This window comes from Janthinobacterium aestuarii (assembly GCF_051380835.1).
GTDB classification, from domain to species: domain Bacteria; phylum Pseudomonadota; class Gammaproteobacteria; order Burkholderiales; family Burkholderiaceae_D; genus Janthinobacterium; species Janthinobacterium aestuarii.
In genome coordinates this window covers 550,861-577,859 of record NZ_JBNYXU010000001.1, presented here as the reverse complement: position 1 = coordinate 577,859, position 26,999 = coordinate 550,861, and the positions used below count along the sequence as shown (strand labels likewise).

At 64.7% G+C, this 26,999-nt stretch carries 21 protein-coding genes; 12 read left to right on the top strand and 9 right to left on the bottom strand.

Annotated elements, in window-relative coordinates:
• Window positions 1-7: 7 nt before the first annotated feature.
• Both ACQ4WO_RS02595 and ACQ4WO_RS02590 read left to right on the top strand, forming a co-directional pair.
• Complete coding sequence (locus tag ACQ4WO_RS02595) at window positions 8-2,635, top strand: GH32 C-terminal domain-containing protein (RefSeq protein ID WP_436480110.1); 2,628 nt, start codon at window positions 8-10, stop codon at window positions 2,633-2,635.
• A gap of 103 nt (window positions 2,636-2,738) precedes the next feature.
• Window positions 2,739-3,986 (top strand): ROK family transcriptional regulator, encoded by a 1,248-nt coding sequence (locus tag ACQ4WO_RS02590; protein WP_436480109.1) that lies wholly within the window; start codon window positions 2,739-2,741, stop codon window positions 3,984-3,986.
• A gap of 29 nt (window positions 3,987-4,015) precedes the next feature.
• Here the strand turns inward: ACQ4WO_RS02590 and ACQ4WO_RS02585 are convergent, their stop codons facing one another.
• From ACQ4WO_RS02585 to ACQ4WO_RS02575, 3 genes are read right to left on the bottom strand one after another with little or no spacing between them, the layout of a single operon-like run.
• The gene (locus tag ACQ4WO_RS02585) at window positions 4,016-4,540 is read right to left on the bottom strand and encodes a GNAT family N-acetyltransferase (RefSeq protein WP_436480108.1); all 525 of its coding nucleotides are present in this window, start codon (window positions 4,538-4,540) and stop codon (window positions 4,016-4,018) included.
• Window positions 4,537-5,055, bottom strand: a complete 519-nt coding sequence (locus tag ACQ4WO_RS02580; RefSeq protein WP_436480107.1) for a GNAT family N-acetyltransferase — start codon at window positions 5,053-5,055, stop codon at window positions 4,537-4,539. Before ACQ4WO_RS02580 ends, ACQ4WO_RS02585 begins: the two co-directional genes overlap by 4 nt.
• A 36-nt stretch (window positions 5,056-5,091) precedes the next feature.
• Window positions 5,092-6,366: an amidohydrolase family protein gene (locus ACQ4WO_RS02575; RefSeq protein ID WP_139091086.1), complete on the bottom strand. Its 1,275-nt coding sequence runs from the start codon at window positions 6,364-6,366 to the stop codon at window positions 5,092-5,094.
• A 381-nt stretch (window positions 6,367-6,747) separates the two neighbouring features.
• Between ACQ4WO_RS02575 and ACQ4WO_RS02570 the strand changes: the two genes are divergently transcribed.
• The 4 genes from ACQ4WO_RS02570 (at window position 6,748) to ACQ4WO_RS02555 (ending at window position 13,688) form a co-directional block, all read left to right on the top strand.
• The gene (locus tag ACQ4WO_RS02570; protein WP_436480106.1) at window positions 6,748-7,617 is read left to right on the top strand and encodes a phasin family protein; all 870 of its coding nucleotides are present in this window, start codon (window positions 6,748-6,750) and stop codon (window positions 7,615-7,617) included.
• Window positions 7,618-7,906: 289 nt separating this feature from the next.
• On the top strand, window positions 7,907-9,658 hold the full coding sequence (locus tag ACQ4WO_RS02565) for an ABC transporter ATP-binding protein (protein ID WP_436480105.1): 1,752 nt from the start codon (window positions 7,907-7,909) through the stop codon (window positions 9,656-9,658).
• The gene (locus ACQ4WO_RS02560) at window positions 9,648-11,456 is read left to right on the top strand and encodes an ABC transporter ATP-binding protein (protein ID WP_436480104.1); all 1,809 of its coding nucleotides are present in this window, start codon (window positions 9,648-9,650) and stop codon (window positions 11,454-11,456) included. Before ACQ4WO_RS02565 ends, ACQ4WO_RS02560 begins: the two co-directional genes overlap by 11 nt.
• 183 nt (window positions 11,457-11,639) lie before the next feature.
• Window positions 11,640-13,688 carry a sensor domain-containing diguanylate cyclase gene (locus ACQ4WO_RS02555; RefSeq protein WP_436480103.1) on the top strand — a complete coding sequence of 683 codons (2,049 nt, stop codon included), beginning with the start codon at window positions 11,640-11,642 and terminating at the stop codon, window positions 13,686-13,688.
• A gap of 30 nt (window positions 13,689-13,718) precedes the next feature.
• Here ACQ4WO_RS02555 and ACQ4WO_RS02550 read toward each other — a convergent pair whose 3' ends face one another.
• Both ACQ4WO_RS02550 and ACQ4WO_RS02545 read right to left on the bottom strand, forming a co-directional pair.
• Window positions 13,719-14,051 (bottom strand): hypothetical protein, encoded by a 333-nt coding sequence (locus ACQ4WO_RS02550; RefSeq protein ID WP_034747273.1) that lies wholly within the window; start codon window positions 14,049-14,051, stop codon window positions 13,719-13,721.
• Window positions 14,052-14,188: 137 nt separating this feature from the next.
• The gene (locus ACQ4WO_RS02545; protein WP_436480102.1) at window positions 14,189-15,460 is read right to left on the bottom strand and encodes a cytochrome-c peroxidase; all 1,272 of its coding nucleotides are present in this window, start codon (window positions 15,458-15,460) and stop codon (window positions 14,189-14,191) included.
• A gap of 163 nt (window positions 15,461-15,623) precedes the next feature.
• Here ACQ4WO_RS02545 and acpA point away from each other — a divergent pair, with 163 nt between their 5' ends.
• Entirely contained in the window at window positions 15,624-17,744 is a 2,121-nt protein-coding gene (gene acpA / locus ACQ4WO_RS02540; protein ID WP_436480101.1) for an acid phosphatase, read from the top strand.
• A gap of 58 nt (window positions 17,745-17,802) precedes the next feature.
• Here the strand turns inward: acpA and ACQ4WO_RS02535 are convergent, their stop codons facing one another.
• Window positions 17,803-18,696, bottom strand: a complete 894-nt coding sequence (locus tag ACQ4WO_RS02535) for a hypothetical protein (RefSeq protein WP_436480100.1) — start codon at window positions 18,694-18,696, stop codon at window positions 17,803-17,805.
• Window positions 18,697-18,864: 168 nt separating this feature from the next.
• Between ACQ4WO_RS02535 and ACQ4WO_RS02530 the strand changes: the two genes are divergently transcribed.
• Complete coding sequence (locus ACQ4WO_RS02530; protein ID WP_436480099.1) at window positions 18,865-19,749, top strand: hypothetical protein; 885 nt, start codon at window positions 18,865-18,867, stop codon at window positions 19,747-19,749.
• The gene (locus ACQ4WO_RS02525; protein ID WP_436480098.1) at window positions 19,746-21,248 is read left to right on the top strand and encodes a hypothetical protein; all 1,503 of its coding nucleotides are present in this window, start codon (window positions 19,746-19,748) and stop codon (window positions 21,246-21,248) included. Before ACQ4WO_RS02530 ends, ACQ4WO_RS02525 begins: the two co-directional genes overlap by 4 nt.
• A gap of 209 nt (window positions 21,249-21,457) precedes the next feature.
• Here ACQ4WO_RS02525 and ACQ4WO_RS02520 read toward each other — a convergent pair whose 3' ends face one another.
• Window positions 21,458-21,877: a hypothetical protein gene (locus ACQ4WO_RS02520; protein ID WP_080698430.1), complete on the bottom strand. Its 420-nt coding sequence runs from the start codon at window positions 21,875-21,877 to the stop codon at window positions 21,458-21,460.
• A gap of 305 nt (window positions 21,878-22,182) precedes the next feature.
• Here ACQ4WO_RS02520 and ACQ4WO_RS02515 point away from each other — a divergent pair, with 305 nt between their 5' ends.
• Complete coding sequence (locus tag ACQ4WO_RS02515; protein WP_436480097.1) at window positions 22,183-23,253, top strand: M29 family metallopeptidase; 1,071 nt, start codon at window positions 22,183-22,185, stop codon at window positions 23,251-23,253.
• A 3-nt stretch (window positions 23,254-23,256) separates the two neighbouring features.
• Here the strand turns inward: ACQ4WO_RS02515 and ACQ4WO_RS02510 are convergent, their stop codons facing one another.
• Complete coding sequence (locus ACQ4WO_RS02510) at window positions 23,257-24,216, bottom strand: LysR family transcriptional regulator (protein WP_436480096.1); 960 nt, start codon at window positions 24,214-24,216, stop codon at window positions 23,257-23,259.
• Window positions 24,217-24,325: 109 nt separating this feature from the next.
• On the opposite strand from ACQ4WO_RS02510, the gene ACQ4WO_RS02505 reads away from it, so the two are divergent.
• A complete protein-coding gene (locus ACQ4WO_RS02505; protein ID WP_436480095.1) occupies window positions 24,326-25,165 on the top strand; it encodes a phytanoyl-CoA dioxygenase family protein in 840 nt (279 codons plus the stop codon).
• Entirely contained in the window at window positions 25,165-25,986 is an 822-nt protein-coding gene (locus tag ACQ4WO_RS02500) for a sugar phosphate isomerase/epimerase family protein (protein ID WP_436480094.1), read from the top strand. The genes ACQ4WO_RS02505 and ACQ4WO_RS02500 overlap by 1 nt, the downstream gene beginning before the upstream one ends.
• Here the strand turns inward: ACQ4WO_RS02500 and ACQ4WO_RS02495 are convergent.
• Window positions 25,983-26,900, bottom strand: coding sequence for a LysR family transcriptional regulator (locus ACQ4WO_RS02495; RefSeq protein WP_436480093.1), 918 nt, complete (start codon window positions 26,898-26,900; stop codon window positions 25,983-25,985). The genes ACQ4WO_RS02500 and ACQ4WO_RS02495 overlap by 4 nt on opposite strands.
• Between the last annotated feature and the right edge of the window lie 99 nt (window positions 26,901-26,999).

Below are 26,999 nucleotides of genomic sequence, written 5' to 3'. Positions count from 1 at the left end.
GACAACCATGTCAAAGCACTTCCCTGTTCTCGCCTCTTGCCTTGCCACCCTGCTGGTGGGCTGCGGCAGCGATAGCGACAGCACCAGCGGACCGCCCCAGTCCAGCTACCTGGAAACCTACCGCCCCCAGCTCTCGTACACCGCCGCCAAAAACTGGCTGAACGATCCCAACGGACTGGTCTACCACGACGGCGAATATCACCTGTTCTACCAGTACAACCCGAACGGCAATACCTGGGGCGACATGTCCTGGGGCCACGCCGTCAGCACCGACCTGCTGCACTGGAACGAGCTGCCCGTCGCCCTGACGGCGGAAAAAGACGCTGGCGGCAAGCTCACGCAAATGTTCTTCTCCGGCAGCGTGGTGGTGGACACCAACAATACCAGCGGCCTTGGCAGCGCCGGCAATCCTGCCATGGTGGCCATCTACACCAGTGTGTATCCGCAAGGAAAAACGCTGGCCAACGGACAAGTGCTCGCCCCCAACACCCAGTCCCAGTCCATCGCCTACAGCCTGGACCGGGGACGCACCTGGACCCAGTACGCCGCCAACCCGGTGATTGCCGCGCCACCGGCGCCGTTTGAAACCGAAGGGCAAAATTTCCGCGATCCAAAAGTCTTCTGGTATGCACCGGAGCAAAAATGGGTCATGGTTGCCGTGGCCTCGGAGAAGCACCAGGCGCTGCTGTTCTCGTCCAAAAACCTGCGCGACTGGACCTACATGAGCGCCTTTGGCCCCGCCAACGCGGTCGGTGGCATCTGGGAATGTCCCGACCTGTTCGAGCTGCCCGTCGATGGCGACGCCAGCAAACGCAAATGGGTGATGAACATCAACATCAACCCCGGCTCGGTGGCCGGTGGTTCCGGGGCACATTATTTTGTGGGGAAATTCGACGGCACGCGCTTTGTGGCCGACGCCAACAGCGTGATCGACAAGAAGCCGCCCACGGGCACCGTCTACCAGGACTTTGAAGCGGCCAGCTTCGACGCCACCGGCTGGGCATCGACGGGCGACTTTGCAGGCAAGACGCCCGTGGCTCCCTCGCATGGCGTGGCCGACAACCAGGGCAGCCAATTGCTCGACACCTACCGGCTGGGCAAGGATGACGGCGCTGTGGGCACGCTCACCTCGCCCGCCTTTACCGTCACCAGCAAGTACATCAATCTGATGGTCGGCGGCGGGCGCCATCCACGCCTGGCCGGTGCCGGCGACGGCACGGTCCCTACGGGAACCTTGCTGTTTCCAGGCGCCGGTTTTGAAGGCCCGGCCAATGCCACCTACGCCGACCTGGGCTGGACGCCCGCCGGCGACCTGGTGGGGCAAAAGGTTGCCCTCGGAACCGACGCCGACCGCCAAGCGGCAGCCGGCAAGCTGGGCGCGGGTGTGTTCAATTCCTTCTTCGGGGCCGGCGACACGCCCAAGGGCAGCCTGACGTCGCCCACCTTCACCATCTCCAGGGCCTATATCAACTTCCTCGTCGGGGGCGGCAACCATCCCTATGACAGCCCCAATCCTGTGGCGGTAGTGCTCAAGGTCAACGGCAAGGTGGTGCGCAGCGCCACCGGAGCGGACTCCGAACTGAACTGGACAAACTGGGACGTACGCGAGTTCGCCGGACAGCAGGCCCAGATCGTCATCATCGACGACAACGACGGGGCCTGGGGACACATCCTTGCCGACGTGTTCGAGGCATCGGACCAACCGGCCAAGCCCGTCAGCGATGAAACGACGGTCAACCTGCTGGTCAACGGCCAGGTGGTCAAAAGCGCAACCGGCGCCAATGCCGAAACCCTGAACTGGCGCAGCTGGAACGTGGACGCCTACCGGGGCAAGAGCGCACAGATCGAGGTGGTGGACAAAAACACGGGCGGCTGGGGCCATATCCTCGTCGACCATATCGTCTTTTCGGACAGCGCCAAAGAGGAAGCCAACTGGCTCGACTACGGCGCCGACTTCTATGCCGCCGTGACCTGGAACGGCATACCCGATGGCAAGCGCATCGGCCTGGGCTGGATGAGCAACTGGGACTACGCTGGCAACACGCCCACCACGCCATGGCGCAGCGCGCAGACCTTCGCCCGGGAATTCACGCTGCGCACCATAGCCGGCCAGGTGCGGCTGGTGCAGCAGCCGGTGGACAACTTCAGCACACTGCGCAGCAAAGCGCTGTACAGCGCCCAGGACCGTTCCGTGGCCGCCGGCGTGCAAGCACTCGATATCACCCCCGCCCCGGGCCAGGCCCTGGACATCGTGGCCAGGTTCCAGCCGGGCAGTGCCAGCGGCTTTGGCCTGAAGGTGCGCACCGGCACGAATGGCGAAGAAACCGTCATCGGCTATGACGCGGTGGCCGGCGAGGTCTACATCGACCGCAGCAAATCGGGCGACGCCAGCTTCAACGCCAGCTTTGCCGCCCGCCATACCGCCCCGCTGCCCCTGCGCACCGGCACGGTCGACCTGCGCATCGTGGTCGACACCTCGTCGGTGATGGTATTTGCGGGCAACGAGGTGGTGTTGACCGACCAGATCTTCCCGCAACCGTCCAGCAACGGTGTCGCGCTGTTCGCCGTGGGCGGCGCGGCAACACTGAAAGAGCTGACCATCTGGCCTTTGAAGTCGATCTGGGGCAAGCGCTAAAGCTGCACGGGAGCTCCAGCCATCTGGAGCTTCACTGGCGGGGCGTCGGATATGTAATAAAATGTCCTTCTTTTACGCCTGTAGAAACCGGACCCGCCCCGCCATGTCAGACAGCTTTACCGAAGAGGCGTCCGCGCCGCAAGCAGCCATCGACGATGTTCAATGGCTGCAGCCGCGCGGCTCGAACCAGATGGGCATGAGCCAGTTCAACGAGCGGGTGGTGCTGCAGGCCGTGCGCTTGCACGGCAGCATGCCGAAGGCCGACCTGGCCCGGCTGACCAACCTGAGCACGCAAACGGTTTCCCTGATCATCAACCGCCTGCTGGACGACGGCCTGGTCAGCAAGCGCGCGCCCGTGCGCGGCAAGGTCGGCCAGCCGTCGGTGCCCATCATGCTCAATCCGGACGGCGCCTTCTCGATCGGCATCAAGATCGGCCGGCGCAGCCTCGACGTGTTGCTGGTCGATTTCGTCGGCAAGACGCGCGAGCGCCTGTCGTTTCCCTATCCCTTTCCCGTCCCCGACACCGTGTTCGGCCAGATCGAGTCGGCGCTGAAAAGCATGGCCGTGCTGCTGGGACCGAAGTTGCTGCCGCGCCTGTGCGGCGTCGGCATCGCCGCGCCGCTGGGCTTGGGCGGCTGGCAGAATCTGCTCGAGATGGCGCCGGAGCAGGCCAACGCGTGGGACAGCATCGACATCGGCCAGCGCGTGCAGGCGATGACGGCGTTGCCGGTCGAGTTCGCCAAGGACACGGCCGCCGCCTGCGTCGCCGAGCTGGTGCTCGGGCGCGGGCGCAGCATCAAGAACTTCCTGTACATCTTCGTCGACATCTTCATCGGCGGCGGCCTGGTCATCAACAGCCATTTGCACAGCGGCCTGCACGGCAACGCCGGCGCGGTGGGCTCCTTGCCGCTCGGCATGGCCACGGCCGGCGCCAGGCATCCGCCGGGCCAGCTGCTGGGCGACGCTTCCCTGTTCAACCTCGAGCAGTTGTACACCCTGGCCGGGCTGGACCCGGCCGCCGCCCACGACGGGCGCGCGCTGCAGGAACCATTCGTCACCCACACCGTGGCCTGGCTCGACGACGCGGCGCGGGCCATCGCGCTGAGCATCACCAGCGCCACCTGCCTGCTCGACCTGGAGGGAGTGATTATCGACGGCTCCTTCGACCGCGGCCTGCTCGAGCAATTGCTGGCCCAGGTCGAGCGCGCGCTGGAATGCTATAGCTGGGAGGGCATCGCCCGGCCGCAGGTGCTCGGCGGCACCGTCGGCTCCGACGCGCGCGCCGTTGGCGGCGCCTTCCTGCCGCTGTACGCGCATTTCGCGCCGGACCGCGACCTGTTCCTCAAGTAAAGGTTCTGTCGCGTTGTTTTGTATAGAGATTAAGAAAAACTCTTGCGATAGATATTGATGTCCTTGCCAACGATGGGCTGGCGCGAAAAGCGTTCGAAGCGCAAACCGAGCTTGTTGATCAAGTTGATCGAAGGCTGGTTCTGCGGCGACACGAGGCCATACACTGCCGGCAGACACAGCACGTCGCGCGCATGGCACAGTACGCTCGATGCAGCCTCCCAGGCCAGGCCCTGGCCGCAATACGCGGGCAGCAGCGCGTAGCCGATATCGGGACCCGGCATGGTGGCGCGCTTGATCAGGCCGCACATGCCGATCGCCACGCCATCGCCACGGTGCTCGACGATATAGAAAGAGTAGCCGAGTTCCTGCTGCTGCGCGATCGGGCCCGTTTCCAGCGCCGCGCGCGCCGCGTCCACGGTATGGATCTGACGGTCGCCGATGGTCGCCAGCCAGGTCGGCTCGTTCACCAGCCCGAGAAAAAACGCCCCATCATCGACGCTGGCGGTGCGCAGGCGCAGACGGGGCGTCTCGATCACGGTGACGGCGCCGCTCATGCCGGCCACTGCATCGGATCGGTCAGCAGCTGGTACATCACATAGGCGTCGACATAGCCGAGCTGCGCGTGGCGGTAGGCCAGCGGCAAGGTGGCGACCACCGTGAAGCCCAGTTTTTTCCACAAGGTGACGGCGGCCAGGTTGGTGCTGACGACGAAATTGAACTGCATCGCCAGGTAGCCCGCGCGGCGCGCTTCTTCCATGCAGTGCACGCCCAGCAGGCGCCCCACGCCCACGCCCTGCGCGGCCGGGTCGACCATGAACGAGGCATTGGCCACATGCGATCCATGGCCAGGCTGGTTCGCCACCAGCTTGTACATGCCCAGCAGGCGCTCCGTGCCCATGGTCGCGACAAAGCTTTGCACGCCGGGGCAGAACCAGTAGGCGTGGCATGCTTCGCGCGTGGTATCGGCGGGGAAGGGGTAGGTGTCGCCGCCGGCCACCAGGGTCTGGAAGATCGGCCACATGGCGTCGAAATCGGCTTCGTTGGCCGGGCGGATATCAATTTCTTTCAAGTCGGTGCTCCCGATAACAAGTGATGGCTGATTGTATCAGCGGCCCAGGCGGAAGTTCACGCTGTCCGGACGCCCCGGCAGGTGCAGGCGCGATTGCGCGCGCGGCGCTTCGCTGACGACTTTCCCGCGCCGCAGCACCAGGCGCCGCGCCGCGCGCAGGCGCAGCGCTTCCACGGTACTGCCGCAATCGAGGATCAGCAAATCCGCATGGCAGCCGGGCGCGATGCCGTAGCCGTCGAGGCCCAGGATGCGCGCCGGCGTTTCCGTCACGGCCAGGAAGCAGTCGTGCATCGCTTGCTGGCCCGTCATCTGCGCCACGTGCAGCCCCATGTGCGCCACTTCCAGCATGTCGCCCGAGCCGAGGCTGTACCACGGGTCCATCACGCAGTCGTGGCCAAAGGCGACGGGGATGCCGGCGGCCAGCATCTCGGGCACGCGCGTCATGCCACGCCGCTTCGGATACGTATCGTGGCGCGCCTGCAAGGTGATGTTGATGAGCGGATTGGCGATGGCCGCCACGCCTGCCTCGCGGATCAGGGGCAGCAGTTTGCTCACATAATAATTGTCCATCGAATGCATGGACGTCAGGTGCGAGCCCGTCACCCTGCCCTGCATCCCAAGGCGCTGGCTGTGGAAGGCCAGGGTTTCGATGTGGCGCGACAGCGGGTCATCCGATTCGTCGCAATGCATGTCGACCATCAGCCCCCGCTCGCAGGCGAATTCGCACAGCAGGCGCACGGATTCCGCGCCGTCCGCCATGGTGCGCTCGAAATGCGGGATGCCGCCCACCACGTCGACGCCCATGGCGATCGCGCGCTTCAGATTGTCGAAGGCGCCGGGACTGCGCAGGATGCCGTCCTGCGGGAACGCCACCAGCTGCAAGTCGAGATACGGCGCCACCTGCCGCTTGACGTCGAGCAGCGCTTCGACGGCCAGCAGGCGCGGGTCGCAGATATCGACGTGCGAGCGGATGGCCAGCAAGCCGCGCGCCACGGCCCAGTCGCAGTACTGCAGGGCGCGGTCCACCAATGCCTGCTGCGTCAATTGCGGTTTCAGCTCGCCCCACAGGGCGATGCCTTCGAGCAGGGTGCCGGACGCGTTTACGCGCGGCAAGCCATAGCTGAGCGTGGCGTCCATGTGGAAGTGGGCGTCGACGAACGGCGGCGTGACGAGGTCGCCCTCGGCGTCGATCTCTTGCGCGCCCGTCACGGGCAAGGCGGTGCCGACGGCGGCGATGCGGCCGCCCTCGATGGCGATATCGATGGCGCGGCGCCCGTCGGGCAGGCTGGCATTGCGGATGACAAGGTCCATGCGGACACTCCTTCGGTTGACTACGGTATCTGGCGCTTCAAGTAGCTTGGCATCTTGGCTTTTTCAAGGATGCTGCAGTGCATGAATATAGTTACTGGCAAAAGCGTAGCCATAGTTTCCCTGACAACGCTTTGCGCCCGCGCAAACTTGTGGCAAATGCTGCCAGGCGCACGAATAGGGGAAGCACACGGCACCCGCCCTTGAGAAAATAGCTTTCAACTAACTTGAATCACCGCTAGAATATTCATATTGCGTTGCATCATAAAAAGCCTATGATCAGCTGTTTAGCACGCTACCTACTTTACAAAACGCGGCCAACTCTGGTTTTCGGGATTTTGCAGAGCGTTTTGCCAGCATTTTAATCCGTACAAAGGAGTAAATATGTTTCCGCTTCCTGAACAATTTTCCAGCGCCGCCAAGTCGCAACTGGAAAGCCAGCTGCAAATCTTCAGCACCCTCACCAGCAAAGTCTTTGAAAGCGCCGAAAAAATCATCGCGCTGAACCTGAACGCCGGCAAGGCCGCCATCTCGCAAACGGCGGAAACGGCCCAGCACCTGCTGGAAACGCAGGACCCGCGCGACTTCTTCAGCTACAGCAGCAGCCAGGCGCAACCGAACATCGAGAGCGTGCTGGCCTACAGCCGCCAGCTGTTCGGTATCGCCTCGAGCACCCAGGCGGAATTGCTGGCCTCGGCCAAGGCCCGCCTCGATGAAGCCGCGCCTGTCGCCGCACCCGCTCCTGCCGCAGCCAAGCCTTCGCTGGCAGCTGTACCTGCCGCTGTGCCTGCACCAGCGCCAGCGCCAGCAGCCGCACCTGCGCCCGTTGCCGCCAAGCCTGCCGAAGTAGCCAAGCCTGCCGCCGCGCCGGCAGCCAAACCAGAAGCAGCGCCTGCCAAGGTTGCCGAGAAGGCCGCCGACAAGCCAGCCGTAAAAGCGGTGGAAGCCAAACCGGCAGCCAAGCCGGAAGCGGCCAAACCCGCACCTGCCGCCGCACCTGCACCTGCACCAGCACCAGCGAAAGCCGCCGCGCCGGCACCGGCACCGGCACCGGCCAAGCCTGCCGCAAAACCATTTCCTTCGAGCAAACCGGCCGCCAAGCCAGCCAGCGCCGCCGGCAAGACCGTGGCCAAGGCCGCCGTGAAGCACGCCCCTGCGCCAGCCGCCAAACCGGCAGCCAAGGCCGCTCCAAAGGGTACGCCATCGAAACAGCTCGACATGCTGGGTGGCGCTAAAGGCAGCGGCCGCAAGTAGAACGCCTATCAAAACCTACTGCGCGTCGTAATTTGCGGCCTGCGATGCTCACTGTACCTTCGTACAGTTGCGCTTCTCAGCCACAACTTCCTTCCGCTCGCTACGGTTTTGTTACGCGTTGTAAGCCTCGCGCACAGTACTGACGCAGCAAAACAACGGGCTACGGCCCGTTTTTTGCGTGCCCGTCCACAGCGCGCTTTTCCACCTTGTTGTATCCTACGCGTACTTTCCGTCCGCGTGCCCGCCCTTCCGCCCCGCGGCACCCCATTACTCAAAACAAAAGGTAACCATGAGTTTATCGAGGCTCATCGCCGGCTTCGTGCGTCAGCATTGGCCGGCGTATGCCGCCGCTGCCGTCATGCTGACAGGCGTGGCAACACTGACCGTCTGGATCCCGCGCCGCGTGGGCGCCATCATCGACGCGCTGGCCGCGCACCGCATGACGGCGGTCGAACTGTGGCTTGAGCTGCTGACCCTGCTCGCCGTCGGCGTCGTCATCTACTTCCTGCGTGTGGGCTGGCGCATCACCCTGTTCAAGGCCGCCTACCAGCTGGGCGTGATGCTGCGCACGCGCTTCTACACGCGCATGTCGCAGCAGGGCGCGTCGTTTTACCAGAACCAGCGCACGGGCGACCTGATGGCGCTGGCGACGAACGACATCGACGCCATCGAAATGGCCGCCGGCGAAGCCATGCTGGCCGGCTTCGACGGCACTTTGACCTTGCTGATGGTGCTCGGCATCATGCTGCTGGGCGTGGACTGGCGCCTGGCCTGCATCGCCTTGCTGCCCTTTCCGCTGATGGGACTGGCCTTCTGGCGCATCTCGAGCCATATCCACACGGCATCGACGGATTCGCTGAAACGCTTTTCCGCGCTGAACGACCATGTGCAGGAATCGCTGTCGGGCGTGCGCACCTTGCGCGCACTGGGCCTGGAAGAGCGCAGCAGCCAGCAGTTCTCCACCCTGGCCGGCCATGCGGCCAACGCCAGCCTGACGGCGCAGCGCTGGGAAGCGGCGTACGAACCGGCCGTCGGCCTGACCCTGACGGCCGCCACGGCGCTGACCCTGGGCCTGGGCGGCTACCTCGTGTGGCAAGACCAGCTGACCATCGGCGCGCTGACGAGCTTTTCCATGTACCTGGGCCAGCTGATCTGGCCCATGTTCGCCGCCGGCTGGGTACTGTCCCTGATCGAACGGGGCCGCGCCGCCTGGCAGCGCTTGCAGCCGATGCTCGATGCGCCGCTGGCCATCGACGACCACGGCACTATCGCCACGCTCACGCCCGGCCCCCTGCAATTGCAGGGCGTCGGCTTTGCCTACGCGGGCCAGACGGTTCCGGCCCTGTCCGGCATCTCGCTGCGTTTGCAGCCGGGCCAGACCTTGGGCTTGGTGGGCCCGACGGGTAGCGGCAAGTCGACCCTGCTGCGCGTGCTGCTGCGCCAGGTGACGCCGCAGTCGGGCACGGCCACGTGGAATGGCCAGGCGCTCGACGCCTACACCCTGCACGCGCTGCGCGCTGCCATCAGCTGGGTGCCGCAGGAGTCGTTCCTGTTCTCCGCCACCATCGCCGACAATATCGCCCTCGCCCGTCCCGGCGCCACGCGCGAGGAAGTGGAACGGGCGGCGCAGCTGGCCGACATTCACGACGATATCCTGCAATTCCCCGAAGGCTATGCCACCCATGTGGGCGAAAAAGGCATCACCCTGTCCGGCGGCCAGCGCCAGCGCGTGGCCATCGCCCGCGCCCTGCTGGCCGACAACGGCTTGCTGCTGCTCGATGATGCGCTGTCCGCCGTCGACACGGGCACGGAAACGCGCATCCTGCAGCACCTGGAAGAGCTGCGCGCGCGCCGCCCCGAGCGCAGCGCCATCATCGCCAGCCACCGCCTGAGCGCCGTCGTCAACGCGGACCTGATCCTGGTGCTGCGCGATGGCCACGTCACGGAAACGGGCAACCACGACGCGCTGATGCAGCGCGACGGCTGGTATGCCAGCCAATGGCGCTATCAACAACTGGAGGCCAGCCTCGATGCCATCTAAGACAGTACAAACAGATACAGCCACCCAATCCGTGCGCCGCCAGGCCGCGCAAGCGATGGGCCTGCTGCGCCGCGCCGCCGCGCCCGACCTGCGCCATTTGTATTGGGCCACGTTCTGGCTGATCCTCGCCGCCGCCCTCGAAGTGACGGGACCGATCCTGGGCAAGGCCCTGATCGATCAGCATCTGCTGCCGCGCAACCTCGACTGGACGCGCATGTCATTGCTGCTGGGTGGCTGCCTGCTGACGGGCTGGGTCGCATCCGGCCTGCGCTATCTGCAGCTGGTGCGCCTGTCCGGCCTGGCCATGCGCTCGGTGCAGCGCCTGCGTGAAACCGTCTACCAGCACGTGCTGCGCCTGCCGATGAGTTTTTTCGACCGTGCCATCACGGGCCAATTGGTCAGCCGGGTCACCAACGACACGGAAGCCGTGAAATCGCTGTACGTGCAGGTGCTGTTCGTCATCCTCGACAGCTCCATCGTTTTGGTCGGCACCATGGCCGCCATGGCTTTTCTCGACTGGCGATTGATGCTGATCGTGCTGGCCCTGCTGCCGGCCGTGCTGGTCATCGTCTTCCTGTACCAGCGCTGGAGCGCGCCGGCCGTCACGCGCGCGCGCGCGCTGCGCAGCGAGATCAACGGGCAGATCGCCGAATCGATCGGCGGCATGAGCGTGCTGCAGGCGAATAACGCGGAAAAGCGCTTCGGCGCGCGCTTCACGGGCATCAACCAGGACCACTACACGGCGCGCATGCAGGAATTGCGCGCCAACGCCTGGCTGCTGCGCCCCGCGCTCGACATGCTCAACATCGTGCTGCTGGCCGTCGTCATCTTCAGCTTCGGCCGGCGCGAGATGGGCGCCGTGGAAGTGGGCGTGCTGTATGCGTTCATCAGCTACATCGCGCGCGTGATCGAGCCGCTGATCCAGATCACGATGCAGTTCAGCCAGCTGCAGCAGTCGGTGGTGGCCACGGCGCGCGTCTCGGCCCTGCTCGACGAAGCACAGGCGCTCGAGCACGCACAGGGAAGGGAAACACCGGCCCTGCGGCATGCGCAAACGGGCAGCGAACTGCCCGCCGTCGACATCCAGAACCTGACCTTCGCCTACGTGGAAAACCAGCCCGTGCTGCACGAGCTGTCACTGACGATACCGCAAGGTGCGTTTTTTGGCATCGTCGGTCACACGGGCAGCGGCAAGTCGACCCTGCTGTCCTTGCTGCTGCGCTTTTACCCCGTCACGCAGGGCAGCATCGCCATCAACGGCGTCGCCCTCGACAGCATCGACAACGAGCATTTCCGCGCCGATGTGGGCCTGGTGCCGCAAGACCCGTTCCTGCTGGCCGCCTCGGCGCGTGAAAACATCGACATGGGCCGCGGCTACACGCAGGCGCAGATCGAGACGGCCGCGCGCGCCGCGCATGCGCACGACTTCATCGCGGCGCTGGAGCACGGCTACGACACGCCACTGGGCGAAGGCGGCTCGCGCCTGTCGTCGGGGCAAAAGCAGCTGATCGCCATTGCCCGCGCGCTGGCCGGCCAGCCGCGCATTTTGCTGCTCGACGAAGCGACGTCGCGCATCGATAGCCAGACGGAGCAGATCGTGCAGCTGGCCCTCAACGAGTTGCGCGGCAAGGTCACCATCGTCGCCATCGCCCACCGCCTGTCGACCATCCGCGAGGCCGACCGTATTATCGTGCTCAATCACGGCCGCATCACGGAAGCGGGGCCGCACGACGCCCTGATGCAGATCGAAGGCGGCCTGTACCAGCGCCTGTATCTGTTGCAGCAGCTGGCGCAGTGATAGTCCCTTGTCGATGCCGGCCGTGTGCACTTTCGCAAATTTCTGCGTCCCGCATGATCTTTCTTGATTGCAACAGAATATAATCTGTTACAGACAGGTAGTCATTGCGGGAGCGGGACGTTGGCAGGCAGACAGAGACGGGCATCATGGCGAAAGGCGCATTGGCTGCTGGTATTGGCCTGCTTGCTGCCGCCTGCCGCGCACGCCCAGGCCGGCAACCTCGAGCAGTATCTTGCCGCCGTGCGCGACGATGGCCGCTTCGTGCCCGCGCGCGCCCTGCAGCGCCTGCAAGAGGTGGAAACGCAGGCGCGCAGCGCCCCCCTGCCCATCCGCGCGGAATTCCTTACCCAACTGAGTAACGCCCGCATGCGCCTGGGGCAGAACGACATCGCCATGCAGCTGGCCGAGGAGCTGATCGCCTACGCCCGCCAGAACAAGAGCGATGTGGCGCTGGCGAAGGGCATGCTCAACAAGGCCTACATCACGTTTGCCCGGAACGAGCGCCGCGCCTCGCACCTGCTGGCCTTTGAAGCGGAAAAGATCGCCAACCGCACGGACGACTTGACCGTGCGTGCGCAGGCCACCATCAGCGCAGGGCAATCGTGGGCAGAGGAAGGCAATTTCCCGTTTGCGCTGGCCAAGCTGCAGGCGGCCGTCGACCTGGCGCGCCAGAGCAAATCCCCGTCCAGCCTGGCCGCCGCCCTGAATGCCCTCACCCTGCTGTACACGCAGATGCGCGAATACGACAAGGGTTTCGAGGTGCTCGATGAATTGCTGGCCGTATCCAGCACCCTGGCGTCGCCGGGCCGCATGGCGCAGGCGAAAAATACGGAATATGGGCTGGCGCTCGACGCGCAGCAGCCGCGGCGGGGTCAGCGCGCCCTGCTGGCGGCCCTGGCGCTGGAACGCCAGCTGGGCGCGCGCGGCATGGTCGCCGTCACCCTCGTCAATCTGTCGGACAGCTACCTGAAGGAAGACGACTACGGGCAAACCTTGCGCTACGCGAATGAAGCCATCACGGCGGCGCGCCTCGTCAACGACGAACAGGTGGAAGCGACGGCGCGGCTCAATATCGGCCAGGCGCTGATCGGCCAGGGTCGGTTGCAGGAAGGCAAGCAAAGCGTGGGCACTGGCCTGGCCTACTACGAACGCACGGCCAACCAGCCGGAAATCCAGGCCGTGCTGCTGGAATACGGCATGGCGCTGGAAAAGGCGGGCGACCTGCGCGGCGCAGTCACCGCGTATCACCGCGAGCGCGGCATTTCCAACCAGTTGTTCGAAAAGCAGCGGCAAAAGGCCGTGTATGAGCTGCAAGAAAAGTATGAGGCGGAAAAGAAACAGCGCCAGATCGAACTGCTGAGCCGCGAAAATCAGCTCAAGAGCACGGAAATCGACAACCGCCGCCTGCAGCAGCGCGTATGGTGGCTGCTGGCGCTGGTACTGGCCATGGCGTCCGCCATCGTCGGTTTGCTGTACCGCAAGGTGCGCCATGCGAACGTGCAGCTGAAGGTAAAAAACCAGGAACTCAAGCGCCAGAGCTCGCGCGACCCGCTGACGGCCCTGTACAACCGCCGCCATTTCCAGGAATTCATGCGCAGCCATGCGGGCAAGCCGCAGCCTTCCTATGCCGGCGGCGATGTCGTGGGCGCGCTGTTCCTGCTCGACGTCGACCATTTCAAGCACATCAACGACGGCTACGGCCATGCGGCGGGCGACCTGGTGCTGACGACGATCGCCGAAACCTTGCACGAGGTGTTGCGCGAAACGGACATGATCGTGCGCTGGGGCGGCGAGGAATTCCTCGCCTTCCTGCCGGCCGTCGCCCGCGACGGGCTCGACGACATCGCGCGGCGCATCCTCAACGGCATGGCGGCGCAAAGCATCGACTACCAGGGGCAAACCATCCAGGTGCATGTGTCCGTCGGCTTTGCGCCCTATCCGCTGGCGCCGCTGGGAAGGCCGCTCACGTGGGAACGCAGCGTCAACCTGATCGACATGGCGCTGTACCTGGCCAAGGCGCACGGGCGCAACCGGGCGTATGGCTTGCGCGGTTTTCGGCAGGTGGAAAGAACGACACTGGAAGCGGTGGAGCAAGACCTGGAACGCGCGTGGCGCGACGGCTTTGTCGATTTGAGCGTGGTGCTGGGGGGAACGGACGGGATGGACAAGACGGAGACGGCCGTATCAGGCGGCCAGGCCAGCGAAGGCGCCGCCGCAGCCGCCATCACCTGACGGCAGTTGCGGGGCGCGCTGATGACGTGCTTACTTGTGCGCGGCGTCCTGCATCTTTTCGCCGGCTTTTTCCACTTTCTTGCCCACGGCATCGGCCGCTTCGCTCATTTTCTTGTCGGCGTCAGCGGCGACCTGGTCCATCTTGGCGCCCGTATCGGCAGCGGCCTGGCTCACGGCAGCGTCAGCCTTGGTAGCGGCATCCTTGATGTCGGCTTCAGCCTTGGCGGCGGCCGCATCGATCTTCTGGCCAGCCTGTTCCGCAGGACCTGCGGCGGCGACATCATCCTTCTTCTGGCAGGCAGCCAGTGCCACAACCATCATGCCGGCGGCGCATACGGTCATCCAATTTTTGCTTGCTTTCATGGTATTCCCTTTCGTTGTTATCAAAAGACACAGATCAGTTCGCAATATACACCTGGCTAAAATTTTCTAGCGTGCGCTAACGCACATAAAAACAGGCTTTTGTGGCGTAGTTGTAAGCAATGGTATCTTGATATCTTTTAGCCATGTTTTCCCTGCGCCGGATGCGCGGCCTGATAGCCATCCGTCAGGGTGTGCAGGAAGGCGATCACGTCGGCGATCTCCGCGTCGTTCAGGGCTGGTGCCTGCCCCGGCTGGCGGTCGAACGGCGCTTCCATATTCACGTTCGCCGCCAGGCCGGGCGGCAGGTCGTCGTATTTGCGCACCTTGCCGTTTTTATCCATCGGATACCATTTCTGCGGCGCCGTATCGCGCTGCACGTAGAAGCGCAGCACCTGTTCCAGGCTGTCAAAGCTGCCGTTGTGGAAGAACACCTTGCGCAGGGCAACGTTGCGCAGGGAGGGCGTCTTGAAGCTGCCGCAATACTCCCTATGCTCCATCAAGTCGGTGCGGTCCGGGCCGCACAAGCCCATGTCGAAGAACGCCGGGTTCGCATTGACGGGCAGCTTGCCATTGCGCGGCACGCCGATATTGATCAAGCCGTAATCGGTAAACTGGGGAAAGGCGCCGCCGGAAGTGATCTGGCTGATGTGGCAGGACGCGCAATTGCCCTTGCGTTCATCGTTGAACAGGGCCAGGCCGCGCGCTTCCTGCGGACTCAACACGGCCTGCTTGCGCAGCACGGCGTCGTACTTGCTCGTGTACGGATAGAAGTCCAACGGGCTTTCCTGGAACACTTCCAGCGACATCAGCGCCCAGCGCAAGGCCTGGCCCGGCTGCGCGAAGATATCCGCGCCATACGTCTGGCGGAACTGCGCCGCCAGGGGGCCAGCCTGTAATTTGGCGACGATGGCGGCCGCGTCGCGATTGCCCATCTCGCGTTTGGAGAGCAACGGCGCCAGCGCCTGCTCGTGGCCCGACTGGGCGCGGCCATCCCAGTTGCGCCCGCCCGTGGGACCCGCGTCGACGCTGTCGTCGCCATCGTCGTCATGAAAATGTTCGGTGAAGGCGGGCGCCGTCTGCAGGTAGCGCAGCGAGGGCGCCGCGCGCGTGCCCGCATCCGTCAATTCCGGGCCGCCCAGCTGCACCGCCAGCCCGTTCGGCGGGCCATATGCATGCTCGGGACTGTGGCAGCTGGCGCACGACATCTTCCCCGACACGGACAGGCCGGGCTCGAAAAACATGGCGCGGCCCATGGCTGTCATTGCCGCCACCGAAGGCGGATGTTTCAGGCTGGGCGCATAGGCACCTGCCAGGTAGGCGGCGGGAGCGGACACTTCTTTTTGCGGCGCGGGCTGGCAGGCGGACAGCCCGCAAATGGCAAGCAGCAAGGTGGAATTCGTTTTCATCATGGGCTGGCAGCGTAGCAACGGCATGTGACAGCTGCGTGACAAAACCCTGCGAAACCTAATGTATCAAGTCCGTACATTACGTCATGTAACAGGCGCTGACATGTCACGCAGCTGACATATTGCCTGCCTAGCATGCGACGTTTTCCACCCAGAAGGCATGCACATGAAACCGCACTCCCGCCCCGTCTTACGTCCCCTGCCTATCCTGCTGTCGCTGGGCCTGGCCGCCTGCGGCAGCAACTATGCGATCACGCCCAGCACCACAGGCCAGGTGATCGGCAGCTACTATGAAAACGCCCAGGTGTGCCTGGAAAGCGCCAGCGCAAAACTCACGTGCGACAGCGCTTCCAGCCCCGTGCGCACGGCTGCCGACGGCAGCTACACCTTGGACGGCCAGGGCGCCGTGCTGGTGACCATCGGCACGGACGCGATCCGCCATGAAGCCATCGGCGACGCGGGCACCAAGGTGACGCAAAAACTACTGCTGCGCGCCCCTGCCGGGCACAGCGCCTTCGTCAGCGCCCTGTCGACGGAACTGGCGCAAGTCATGGATGGCAACGGCGGCGACTTTACGGCCGCCAGCGGCAAGCTGGCCGCGCGCATCGGCGTGTCCGAAGCGGGCCTGGCGTCGGACTTCAACAAGGCCAGCGGCGACGAGCTGGCGAAACTGAAGGCGGAAAACGCCAGCGTGACGGCCTTGATCGCCAGCGCCAGCGCACAGGCGGCGCCCGCCGATGCGCTGGCCGCACTGAATAGCAGCTTGGCGCTGAACAATATCCAGACCATCGTCGTCATCTACGCGGAAAACCGCGGCTTCGATAATCTGTACGGCCTGTTCCCGGGCGCCAATGGCGTGCCGGGCGTCAACCCCACGTCAAGCGCCGCCTACGTGCCGCAGAAAGACATCGACGGCAGCACCCTGCCCGTGCTGCCCCCCACCTGGGGCGGCATGACGGCGGCTGGCCAGAGCACCGTCATCACGCAGGCGCAATCGGCCAATCTGCCGAACAAGCCGTTCCAGATCGATGACGCCAGCAGCCCCCTGTACCTGCCGCAATCGGTGATCACGCGCGACCTGGTGCACCGCTTCTACAACAACCAGATGCAGATCAACGGCGGCGCCAACGACAAGTTCGCCGCGTATTCCGATGCAGGTGGTTTGAGCATGGGCTATTACGACGGCAGCAAGATGCAGCTGTGGGACATGGCGAAACAATATGCGCTGGCCGACAACCTGTTCATCGGCGCCTTCGGCGGCTCCTTCCTCACGCACCAGTACCTGATCTGCGCGTGCGCACCCACCTACCCGAACGCGGACACCTCGGTGGCGAAAGGCTCGATCGCGAAGATCGACGTCGACGCCAACGGCAACTTCCTGCGCCTGACGCCATCCGCCACGGCACCAGGCACGGTCTTGAACGGCGCGCCCGCCTATGCCAACGATGGCGCGCTGACGCCGGCCGACAGCACGGGCATGTTCTACGCCGTCAATACCATGCAGCCGCCGTTCCAGCCGAGCAGCAACGCGCCCGCCTCGGGCGACAGCAGCAAGCTGTATGCGGACACGGGCAAGGCCAATACGCTGCCGCCGCAAACGCAGACGAATATCGGCGACTTGCTCTCTGGCAAGAACATCGACTGGGCCTGGTATGCGGGCGCCTGGAAGGACACGACGGCCCTGGCCACGGCCAGCGCGCGCGCCGGCAGCTTCCCGAATCCCCCGAACTTCCAGTTCCACCACCAGCCGTTCAATTACTTTGCCAACATGGACCCCGTGAAGGCGCCCGCCTACCGCGCCGCCCACCTGCGCGACTTCGACAGCCAGTTCCTCAGCGACGCGGGTGCCGGCAAGCTGCCGCCCGTGACCTTCTACAAGCCGCAAGGCAATTTGAACCAGCACCCGGGCTACGCCAGCGTGGCCGACGGCGACGCGCACATCGCCAGCGTCATCGCCCAGCTGAAGAAAAGTCCGCAATGGAAAAACATGCTGGTCATCGTCACCTACGATGAAAACGGCGGCTTTTATGACCACGCGGCGCCGCCGAAGGGCGACCGCTGGGGTCCGGGCACGCGCGTGCCGGCCATCCTCGTCTCGCCGTACGTGAAAAAGGGCTTGGTCGACCATACGCAATACGATTCGGCCTCGATCCTGCGCGCCATCACGCACCGCTTCGCCCTGCCCGTACTCGACGGCTTGAGCACGCGCGACAAGGCGCTGGTGGCCAATGGCGGCAAGCCCATGGGCGACTTCAGCGCCGCGCTGGCGCTGGTGCCGCAAGAGTAAGGCTGAGTAACAATGCGCCCGCCCGGTTTGACCGCGGCGGGGGTGTTATCTGCTGGCGCTACTGGCCGGGGGGCGTATCGAGCAGCGAGCGTTCGAGCAATTGCGACAGCGCCGTGCGCAACGCCTGCGTGCGCGCCGCCAGTTCCGGCCGCTTGTAGCGTTCGGCAGCGATCAGGCTGTTTTCCAGGCAGACGCGGTCGCCCTTGGCCAGGCAGGCGTCGGCCAGGTCGAGCTGGGCGCTCGCTTGCGCCACTTTCACCTTGGCGTCGAGTTCTAGGGTGTCGGGATCGTCGCCCCAGCGTTTCACGTAGATGGCCAGGCGCGTGGCGGCCAGCTCCGGCTTGCCCGCATCGAGCGCTTGCTTGACGCTGTCTTGCAGCACCGTCCACGCCTGCGCCCGCTGCTGTTGCTTCTCGCAAGTAGCAGCGGACTTGGTGATGCTCGCCTGCAGGCGCTTGATGTGGGCGGCGGGCGCCTTGGCGCTTTTCAGCACGGCCAGCGCGCTGCGCGCTCCATCCAGGTCGCACTGCGCCGCCAGCGCAGTGGCGGCCTCGACCTGTTCCGCCACGCTGGCCGGCTTGTCGGCGGGCTTGTTGTAAAACCAGATACCGGTCAGCACCACCGCCGCAGCGATCCACGTGCGCAAGCGCACGGGCGGGCGCGGCGGCGGCACCGAACCCTTGCTGGCAGGTTTGGCGGGCGGCGCCTTGGCCGGCGCGGCAGGTGCCGGCGGGGCGGGCTTGGGAGCAGGCGCGGTAGCAGGCGCTGGCGGAGGCGCTGGGATGAACGCAGGAACAGGCGGAGCTACGGGCACCGGCGGCGCCACTGCTTTCTCCAGAACAGGCGCCTGCGCCACCTGGCGCGCGCCGCAAAACGGGCAATGCGCCACGCGCAGCGGCAAGGTTTGGCCGCAAGCGGCGTTGATGCAAACGTCATTCACTGTTTCAAGCACATTCCAACCTTTTCCTGGAGTCATTCCACTGCGTTCTGCCGCAATATTACCTTACGCAAGCACCACAACGGCGCACCCGCACCGTGTTCCGCAGCCTTGATACCGATCAAAAAGCATCCGCCGCCGCGGCCTAAGCTGGAAGCACCGGCCAAGGACAAGGAGAACGCCATGCCAGCCCACCTGATCATCGAAGACGGCCAGCCCTGGTGGGACAGCGCCGATATCTGGGTCGTGCCGGGCACCGATCCGAATGGTCCGCCGGGCGCGCCCATCGCCGGCACCAGCAATTACCTGTGGAGCCGCATGCACAACACGGGCAACAGCGCCTCGAACGGCGTGCGCGTGGATTTTTACTGGGCCGATCCTTCCGGCCAGATCGCCGTCGGCGCCGCCACGCAGATCGGTTCCGCCTTTGCCGACTTGCCGCCCGGCGCCACGCAGGAAGTGCTGTGCCTGGTGCCGTGGATCCCCGTCATCGTCAATGGCGGCCACGAATGCCTGCTGGCCGTGGCCCATGGCCCGGGCGACGTCAACCCGCTGCCCGATCCCCTGCCCAACGGCTTTCCCTTCCAGCCCAAGCAGCACGAGCAGATCGCCCAGCGCAATGTCACCGTCGTGCTGGCGGCAAGGCGCGCGCAATTGCTGAGCATCGCGGTGGCGGCCCTGCCCCGTGCGACGAAAAAAGTGGAGCTGCAGATTGAATATGGCGGCGAGCTGCCCGAGCGCCTGCTGGCCACCCTGGGGCTGGAGCGGTGGCAGCCGGCCAGGGACGCACGCCTGGTAGCGGGGCTGGTGCGCACGCCCCATTGCAATGGCGATGCGCCCGGTGAGCAAAAGCTGGTGCTGGAAGTGCCGCGCGGCCAGGCGCAGGCCGTGTACCTGAGCGTGCGCGCCGAAGCCTTGCCGCCACGCCAGTATGCGCTGCTGCGCGTGCTGGAAACGCGCGACGGCAAGGTCATGGGCGGCGTTACGTATGTCGTCACCGATCTCGAGAACGAGCAAGCTCAAGAGCACGCGCAAGAACAGCACAGCCCCGAGGAGCAAGCATCATGAGCGATACCCCCCTGCAGGTGCTGACGCGGCCGTTCGCGATCGAGCCCGTCACCAATATCATGCTGCCCGATGGCATCTTCGACAATGCCATCTATGGCTTGCGCATCGCCGCCCACGTCACCAATATGTCCGGCAGCGTCCTGACGAATGTCACGGTGTACCTGGAAAGCGTGGGCGACCCCGGCATCGTGCCCGTGGCGCACACCTTTTTCTTTGCCAGCATTCCCGCCGGCGCGGCCATGCTGGTCATGTGGGATGCCGACTTCCAGCATGCGATGCCCGGCAAGCGCCTGGTCAGCTTCGTCGCCAAGGCGGACGGCCACACGCCGCACCGCTCGATCCGGCAAATCTTCGTGTCGCAGACGCGCTTCGACAGCGCCACCAACACCTACACGTGCACGGTCGAGGAAGGCACGCTGGAACTATCCAAGCCGCAAGGCCACCTGCCGGGCAAGCGCTGGGGCAGCACGGGCACGGATGGGAAGGAGTGCCGCTGCCCGCCCGGCCTGGGGCCCATCGTGCCGACCGGCATGACCCTCGTCTGGACGCCGAACCCCGCTTATGCGGGCACGCATGGAGACCTACCATTTTCCGACCCGTGGTGGAAAGTGCTCGCCATCATCATTGCCATCATCGCCGCATTGGTGGCCATCATTGCCGCTGCGCTCGGTTCAGGCAAAGCCAGCTTCAGCGTGGGCGGCACGTTCGAGGAAACCGATCCCAGCGTCGATTGCTGTTCGCTCGAAGGGGCCGGCTCGGGCCAGCCCGAATTCACGGTGGCGGGCGTGGCTTCGGCCATCGCCTCGGGCGCCATCGCCGTCGCCTGCTCCGATATCGCGGATCCGTTCTGGCGTGGCCAGGAAGCAACACCACCGGCCGCCGGCGAACTGACCCTGGCCGAGCGCGTGGTGGCGAAATGGATATTGCCGGAAGCGCCGAACGCTGGCCTGCCCTACACGGCCGACATCAGCTGGGAGTATCAGCGTTTCACCACGGGCGCCATCTATCAGCATGCCGTCAGCGAAACGCAAGTCAACATCCACGTGGCGGGGCCCGTGGAAACGGATACGCCCGCCATCGTGCAGGCCTACGAACCGCTGTGGATACGCGCCAGCTTCAAGCGCGACAACGGCAATGTGTTCCGCGGTACGGAACTGTACGCTTTCGTGCTGTTCCAGGCGCCGCAAGGCCTGTATTTCGTCGAATCGCTGACCGATGACGGCCTGGGCTTCGACCCGGGCGCCAACGATGGCGTTTACGCAGGCAGCCTGGACTTGAAGCGCGCTTACCGCACCCTGCTGCAATATGATCAAAAGGTCTACGGCACCTGGAGAGTCTTCGTCTTCGCCCAGGACGTCAACCTGACCAAGCCCGGCACGCCGCCCGAAATCGCCGCCCAGCACATCGGCGGCATGTTCGTCGCCAGCGCCATCGAAATCACCTTCGACGACACCCTGCCCTGCCCGCTCAAGGCGCAGGCGAATATCGTCGTGGTGTAGTGAGGAGCGAGAAACGAGGTCACGTGCAGGTCGCGTCGGATTAGCGGGGCAAAGCCCCGCGTAATCCGACAATATTGGTGGCTCCCGTATGCACACCAGGAGCGACTGAGAAAATGCTCAGGGCTAGGCGCCGTCCCGAAGACAGTACTTCAGTACAGTGAGGTAAAAGCGGGGCAGGCAACATCTCCCCGGCCTTGTATCTGCCGTTCTTAAACTTTAACGCTTTCAGCCTTGGCAATGACCGTGCGCGGAATGATATCCGTCGCCGGGCAAGTATCCATCGCATCCGAATACGCGAGCCAGCGCTGCAGGCTTTCCATGCGGCGAATCGTGATGCCCTTGCCATTGATGTAGCCGATCTGCTCGAAATTGGCGGGGCTGGTGGTCAGTTTCGACACGGTGGGCGCATTGTCGACCAGGCGGTCGTAGGCCTTGCGCGCCTTGTGCTCCCACTTGGCCAGCACGGGGTCGTCAAAGCGGTTGCTTTCAAAATACACGGTGATGGTGCGGTCGTGGTTGGCAAAGCCGACGATGGCCGCACCCTTGCGTATGGTCAACAGGACATCTTCCTTGACGCCCGTGACGGGAACGAAGACAGCGGCGCGCCCATCCGTATCCGGCCGCTCCATGGGAATATCTTGTCCGATTATGCTCATTACATCACACTCTTCGTCATCGCCTGTTGGCTTGTTGTCCCTGCATCACTGAAAGCGTGCCGCCGTGCGCATGCGTGCGTTTGCCGCTGCGCCGGGCCGCTGCCAGGCTCGCTGCCATACCCTGCTATACCATTTCTCAAATAATACATTGCCGGAAAGCACTACACAAGATAATCAGGGGCGCGGCGGCCGCCTGTCCTCCGCCGGATGGGGAATGGTGGCGCCCGGGGCAATCGCCTTATAATGCTGCGATTACTTCACGTCCCCACCTTCCCACCATGACGCTTCCCGAGAATGACACCAGCCGGCTCGACGCTATCAGCGCCGCCGCCACCGAAGTGGCCGCGCAAAACGTGGCCGACCTGCTGGCCATGGCCATCTGCCACCGCCCGGACGAACCGTCCCTGATCGTCTGCGACAAGCGCAGCTGGCTCAACGTCGTGCTGACGGAAGCGTATCGCCAGGCCTTGCCGGACGCCACCTTCATCGATTTCGACGAGGTCACACCCGATGCCGTGCTGGCCGCGTTTGCCGAACTGCCGGCCGGCAGCCTCGTCGTGCTGATCCAGTCGACCAGCTTCCGCCTGGAAGCGTTCCGCATCCGCATCGAGCTGTTCAAGCGAGGCCTGAAAGTCATCGAGCACGTGCACCTGTCGCGCATGCCCGGCGTGCAGGGCTTGCACTACATCGCCTCGCTGGCCTACGACCCCGCCTATTACCGGGGCGTTGGCCATGCACTGAAGGCGCGCATCAACAAAGCCCGCCACGGCATGGTCGACAGCGGCGGCGAGCAGCTGGTCTTCGCCTCGCCATTCGAGGGCGCGAAGCTCAATATCGGCGATTACAGCGGCATGAACAATATCGGCGGCCAGTTCCCGCTGGGCGAAGTATTCACGGAAGCGCAGGACCTGGAAGCCGTGAACGGGCGCGTGCGCATTTTCGTCTTTGGCGACACGCACTTCATGGTCAACCGCCCCGACACACCGATCACCCTGATCATCGAAAAAGGCCGAGTCACTGGCACGGAAAACGCCACGCCGGAATTTACCGCCATGCTGGAGATCATCCGCGTGCACGAAGGCGAAGTGTGGGTGCGCGAACTGGGCTTCGGCATGAACCGCGCCTTTTCGCGCGAACAGCTGGTCAACGACATCGGCACGTATGAGCGCATGTGCGGCATCCATCTGTCGCTGGGCGCCAAGCATGGCGTCTACACCAAGCCCCAATTCAAGCGCAAGGATGCGCGCTACCACGTCGACATCTTCGCCGTCACCGAAGCAGTTTATCTGGACGACGAGCGCGTGTACGCCGATGGCGCGTGGACGGTGGAACCGGTCGCTATCAATTGACCCTCAGCTGAAAAAACCCGCCGCTTCCAGCTCGCGGTCCCACGGCGGCACTGGCTGGTATTCGGCCACGAGGAAATCGATCAGCGCGCGCACCTTGGGCGACGGCTGGCGGCTGGCCGGATACAGGGCGCTCAAGTGATTGAGCGGCAGCTCCCAGTCCTTCAGCACGGGCACCAGACTGCCATCGAGCAGATTGCGCCAGGCGAGGAAGGTGGTGCTGTAGACGATGCCGAGACCCCGCTGCGCGGCCTGGTGCAGCACCAGCCCGTTATTCGCCGTAAAACCCGCCTGCACGCGCACGCTCACCTCTTCGCGCGACTCTCCCTCTCCACGCTGGAAATGCCAGTTCGTGCCATCGGTCAGGTGACTGAAATGCAGGCACTGGTGCTGCAATAGCTCTTGCGGCGTCTGCGGCACGCCCCATTGCGCCAGGTAGGCCGGGCTAGCGCACAGCACGGCGCGGCACGGCGCCAGCGGACGCATGGCCAGCGCGCTGCTGTCCGGGATGCCGCCCACGCGTATCGTCAAGTCAAAGCCGTGGCGTATCGGGTCGAGCAGCGCATCATCGACAAACAATTCGGCCTGCACCTGCGGGTGCGGCAGGCTGAAACGGGCGACGGCGTCGGCCAGCCACGCGCTGCCGAAACTCGACGGCGCCTGGATGCGCAGCGGCCCGGCCAGCTCCGCCCCCGCCCCGGCCTGCGCCACGTGCGCCACCATGCGCGCCGCTTCCTGCGCCTGGCTGACGGTGGCCATGCACGGCGCCAGGTAGGCGCGGCCCGCGTCCGTCAAACTCACTTCGCGCGTGGAGCGGTGCAGCAGGCGCGCATGCAGGCGCTCTTCCAGCTGCATGATGGTCTTGCTGACCATGGCCCGCGTCAGGCCCAGGCGCTGCCCGGCCACCGTAAAACTGCGCTGGCGCGCCACCTCGACAAAGATTTCCATCGCTTTTAATTGATCCATGTCAAAGATTGTCTGTGTTTTGGCGACAATCTGTCAACCACTGGGCGATTGTTTGCCGGCCTCGCCCATCCTACAATGGCGCTTTCCACTGACCTCAGGAGCAGCCGCCATGCTAACGATCGAACAACAAGAACAGTATCAACGCGACGGCTACATCATCCTGCCCGGTTTCAAGGGTGCGGACGACATCGCCGCCCTGCGCGCGCGCGCCGAGCAGATTGTCAACGAATTCGATCCCAGCGTCAGCCAGTCCATCTTCACCACGCGCGACCAGGCAAAAAATACCAACGATTATTTCCTGGCGTCCGACAACACCATCCGCTGCTTCTTCGAGGAAGAAGCGTTCGGCCCGGACGGCCAGCTGAAGCAGGCGAAATCGCTGTCGATCAACAAGATCGGCCATGCCATGCATGACCTGGACCCCGTCTTCCGCGCTTTTTCGGCCGATCCGAAACTGGCCGAAGTGGCGCGCGACCTGGGCCTGGCGGATGCGCAGGTGTGGCAATCGATGTACATCTTCAAGCAGCCCGGCATCGGCGGCGAAGTGCGCTGGCACCAGGACGCCACGTATTTCGAGACCACGCCCGTCAGCGTGACCACGTTCTGGTTCGCGCTGGAAGACGCCACCCTGGAAAACGGCTGCCTGTGGGCGGAACCGGGCGGCCACCGCGGCCCCCTGCGCGAACGCTTCATCCGCAACGGCGACCAGGTAAGAGTGGAAAAACTCGATGCCATGCCGTGGCCCGACGACAGCACGGCCGTGCCACTCGAAGTGAAGGCGGGCGCCCTCGTCTGCTTCCACGGCTTGCTGCCCCACTACAGCGCGCCGAACCGCTCGCCCGTCTCGCGCCACGCCTACACCTTGCACGCCACCGACGGCCAGACGCAATACGCGGCCCACAACTGGATCCAGCGCGACGACTCCTTCCCTGTGCGGGGCTTCGTCTGATGCGCATCGACGTCTTCGCCGCCCACTGGGGCAATAACGCGCTGCCACCCGACGTCTTCATCGAAAAGGTACTCGATGCCGGTTTCGACGGCATCGAGATGTCGCTGCCGCTGGACGCCGCCCTGCGCGAGGAATGGACGGACCGCATCGCCAAGGCGGGACTGCAGCTGATCGCCGCGCAGTGGGAAACCGTGTTCCACAGCGACTTCGAGCTGCACCGCGCGGCTCTCGCCGAACGGCTGGAAAACGCCTGCCTGGCGCGCCCCGTGCTGGTCAACACCCACACGGGCAAGGATTTTTATACGCAGGCACAAAACGGAGAACTGCTCGACCTGACCGCCGCCATCTCGGCCAGGCATGACGTGCCCATCGTGCATGAAATCCACCGCAGCCGTTTCAGCGGCCACCCGATGCTGCTGCTGCCGTATCTGGCGCAGTATCCGGAGCTGCCCTTGACGGCCGACCTGTCGCACTGGTGCTGTGCCTGCGAATCGCTGCTGGAAGACCAGCCGCACACGCTGGCGCAAGTGCTGCCGCTGGTGCGCCACGTGCACGCGCGCGTCGGTCATGCGCAGGGTCCGCAAGTGGCCGACTTCCGCGCGCCGGAAGCGAAGAGCGCGCTCGACGCCCACCTGGCCTGGTGGGATGCCATCGTCGCCCTGCGCCGCGCGGCCGGCGCCGAGCGCATGACGTTCACGCCGGAATTCGGCCCCGCGCCGTACACGCAAACCTTGCCCTGGACGCAGCAGCCCGTGAGCGACGCGTGGGAACAGAATGTCGCGATGCTGCAGCTTTTACGCCAGCGCTATCCGACAGATTAAGGAAACTGCGCAAAATTGGCCTGCACGAAATCGATGAAGGTACGCAGCGGCGCGGGCAAATGACGCCGGCCCGCATAGTATAAAAACGGGCCGGGAAAGGGCATCGCCCAGTCTTCCAGCACGGGCTGCAGCTGGCCAGCATCGATATATGGCTGCAGCCACTCTTCAAACAGATAGACGAGGCCATGGCCGGCGATGGCCATGCTGACCGCGAAGTCGGCCGCCGTCGGCGTGACGATCACGGGGCCGTCCGGCTCCACGCTCACTTTTTGCCTATCCCGCTCGAACTCCCACGGTGGAACCGCGCCACTGAGGAATTTCCCCAGCAGGCAGGCATGCTGCAGCAGGTCGCGCGGATGCACGGGCACGCCGCGCTGCGCCAGGTAGGATGGCGCGCCCGCCACCGCGAAGCGCTGCGTGCGCGGGCCGATGGGGATGGCGATCATGTCCTGCTCCAGCCGTTCGCCATAACGGATGCCCGCGTCGCAGCCACTGGCGACGACATCGACAAAATTATTATCGACCACCAACTCGACCCTGATCTGCGGATAGGCGCGCAGGAACTGGTCGACCATGGGTTGCAAAAAGAAGCGTGCCGCGTTGACCGGCACGTTCAGGCGCAAGATGCCGCGCGGGCTGTCGCGCAAGTCGTTCAGCACATCGAGCGCGCTGCTCACTTCATCGAGTGCCGGGCGTAAGCGCGTCAGCAGCAGCGCACCGGCCGCCGTCGGCGTCACGCTGCGCGTGGTGCGCTCCAGCAGGCGAATGCCCAATTGCTGCTCCAGCCGCCGCAGCGCCTCGCTCATGGCGGACGCGGACTGCCCGCTGGCACGCGCGGCCTGGCGAAAACCCCGGTGCCGGGCCACCAGGGCAAAGGCGGCCAAATCGGCCATGGACGGGCTGTCTGCATGCATGGGAAGAGCTTTCATTGTGCGTAAATGAGTACAGCCTGTACCGGATTGACCCGATTATCATACAGCGCAATCGGCTTTACGATGGCTGCTCTTGTCCTC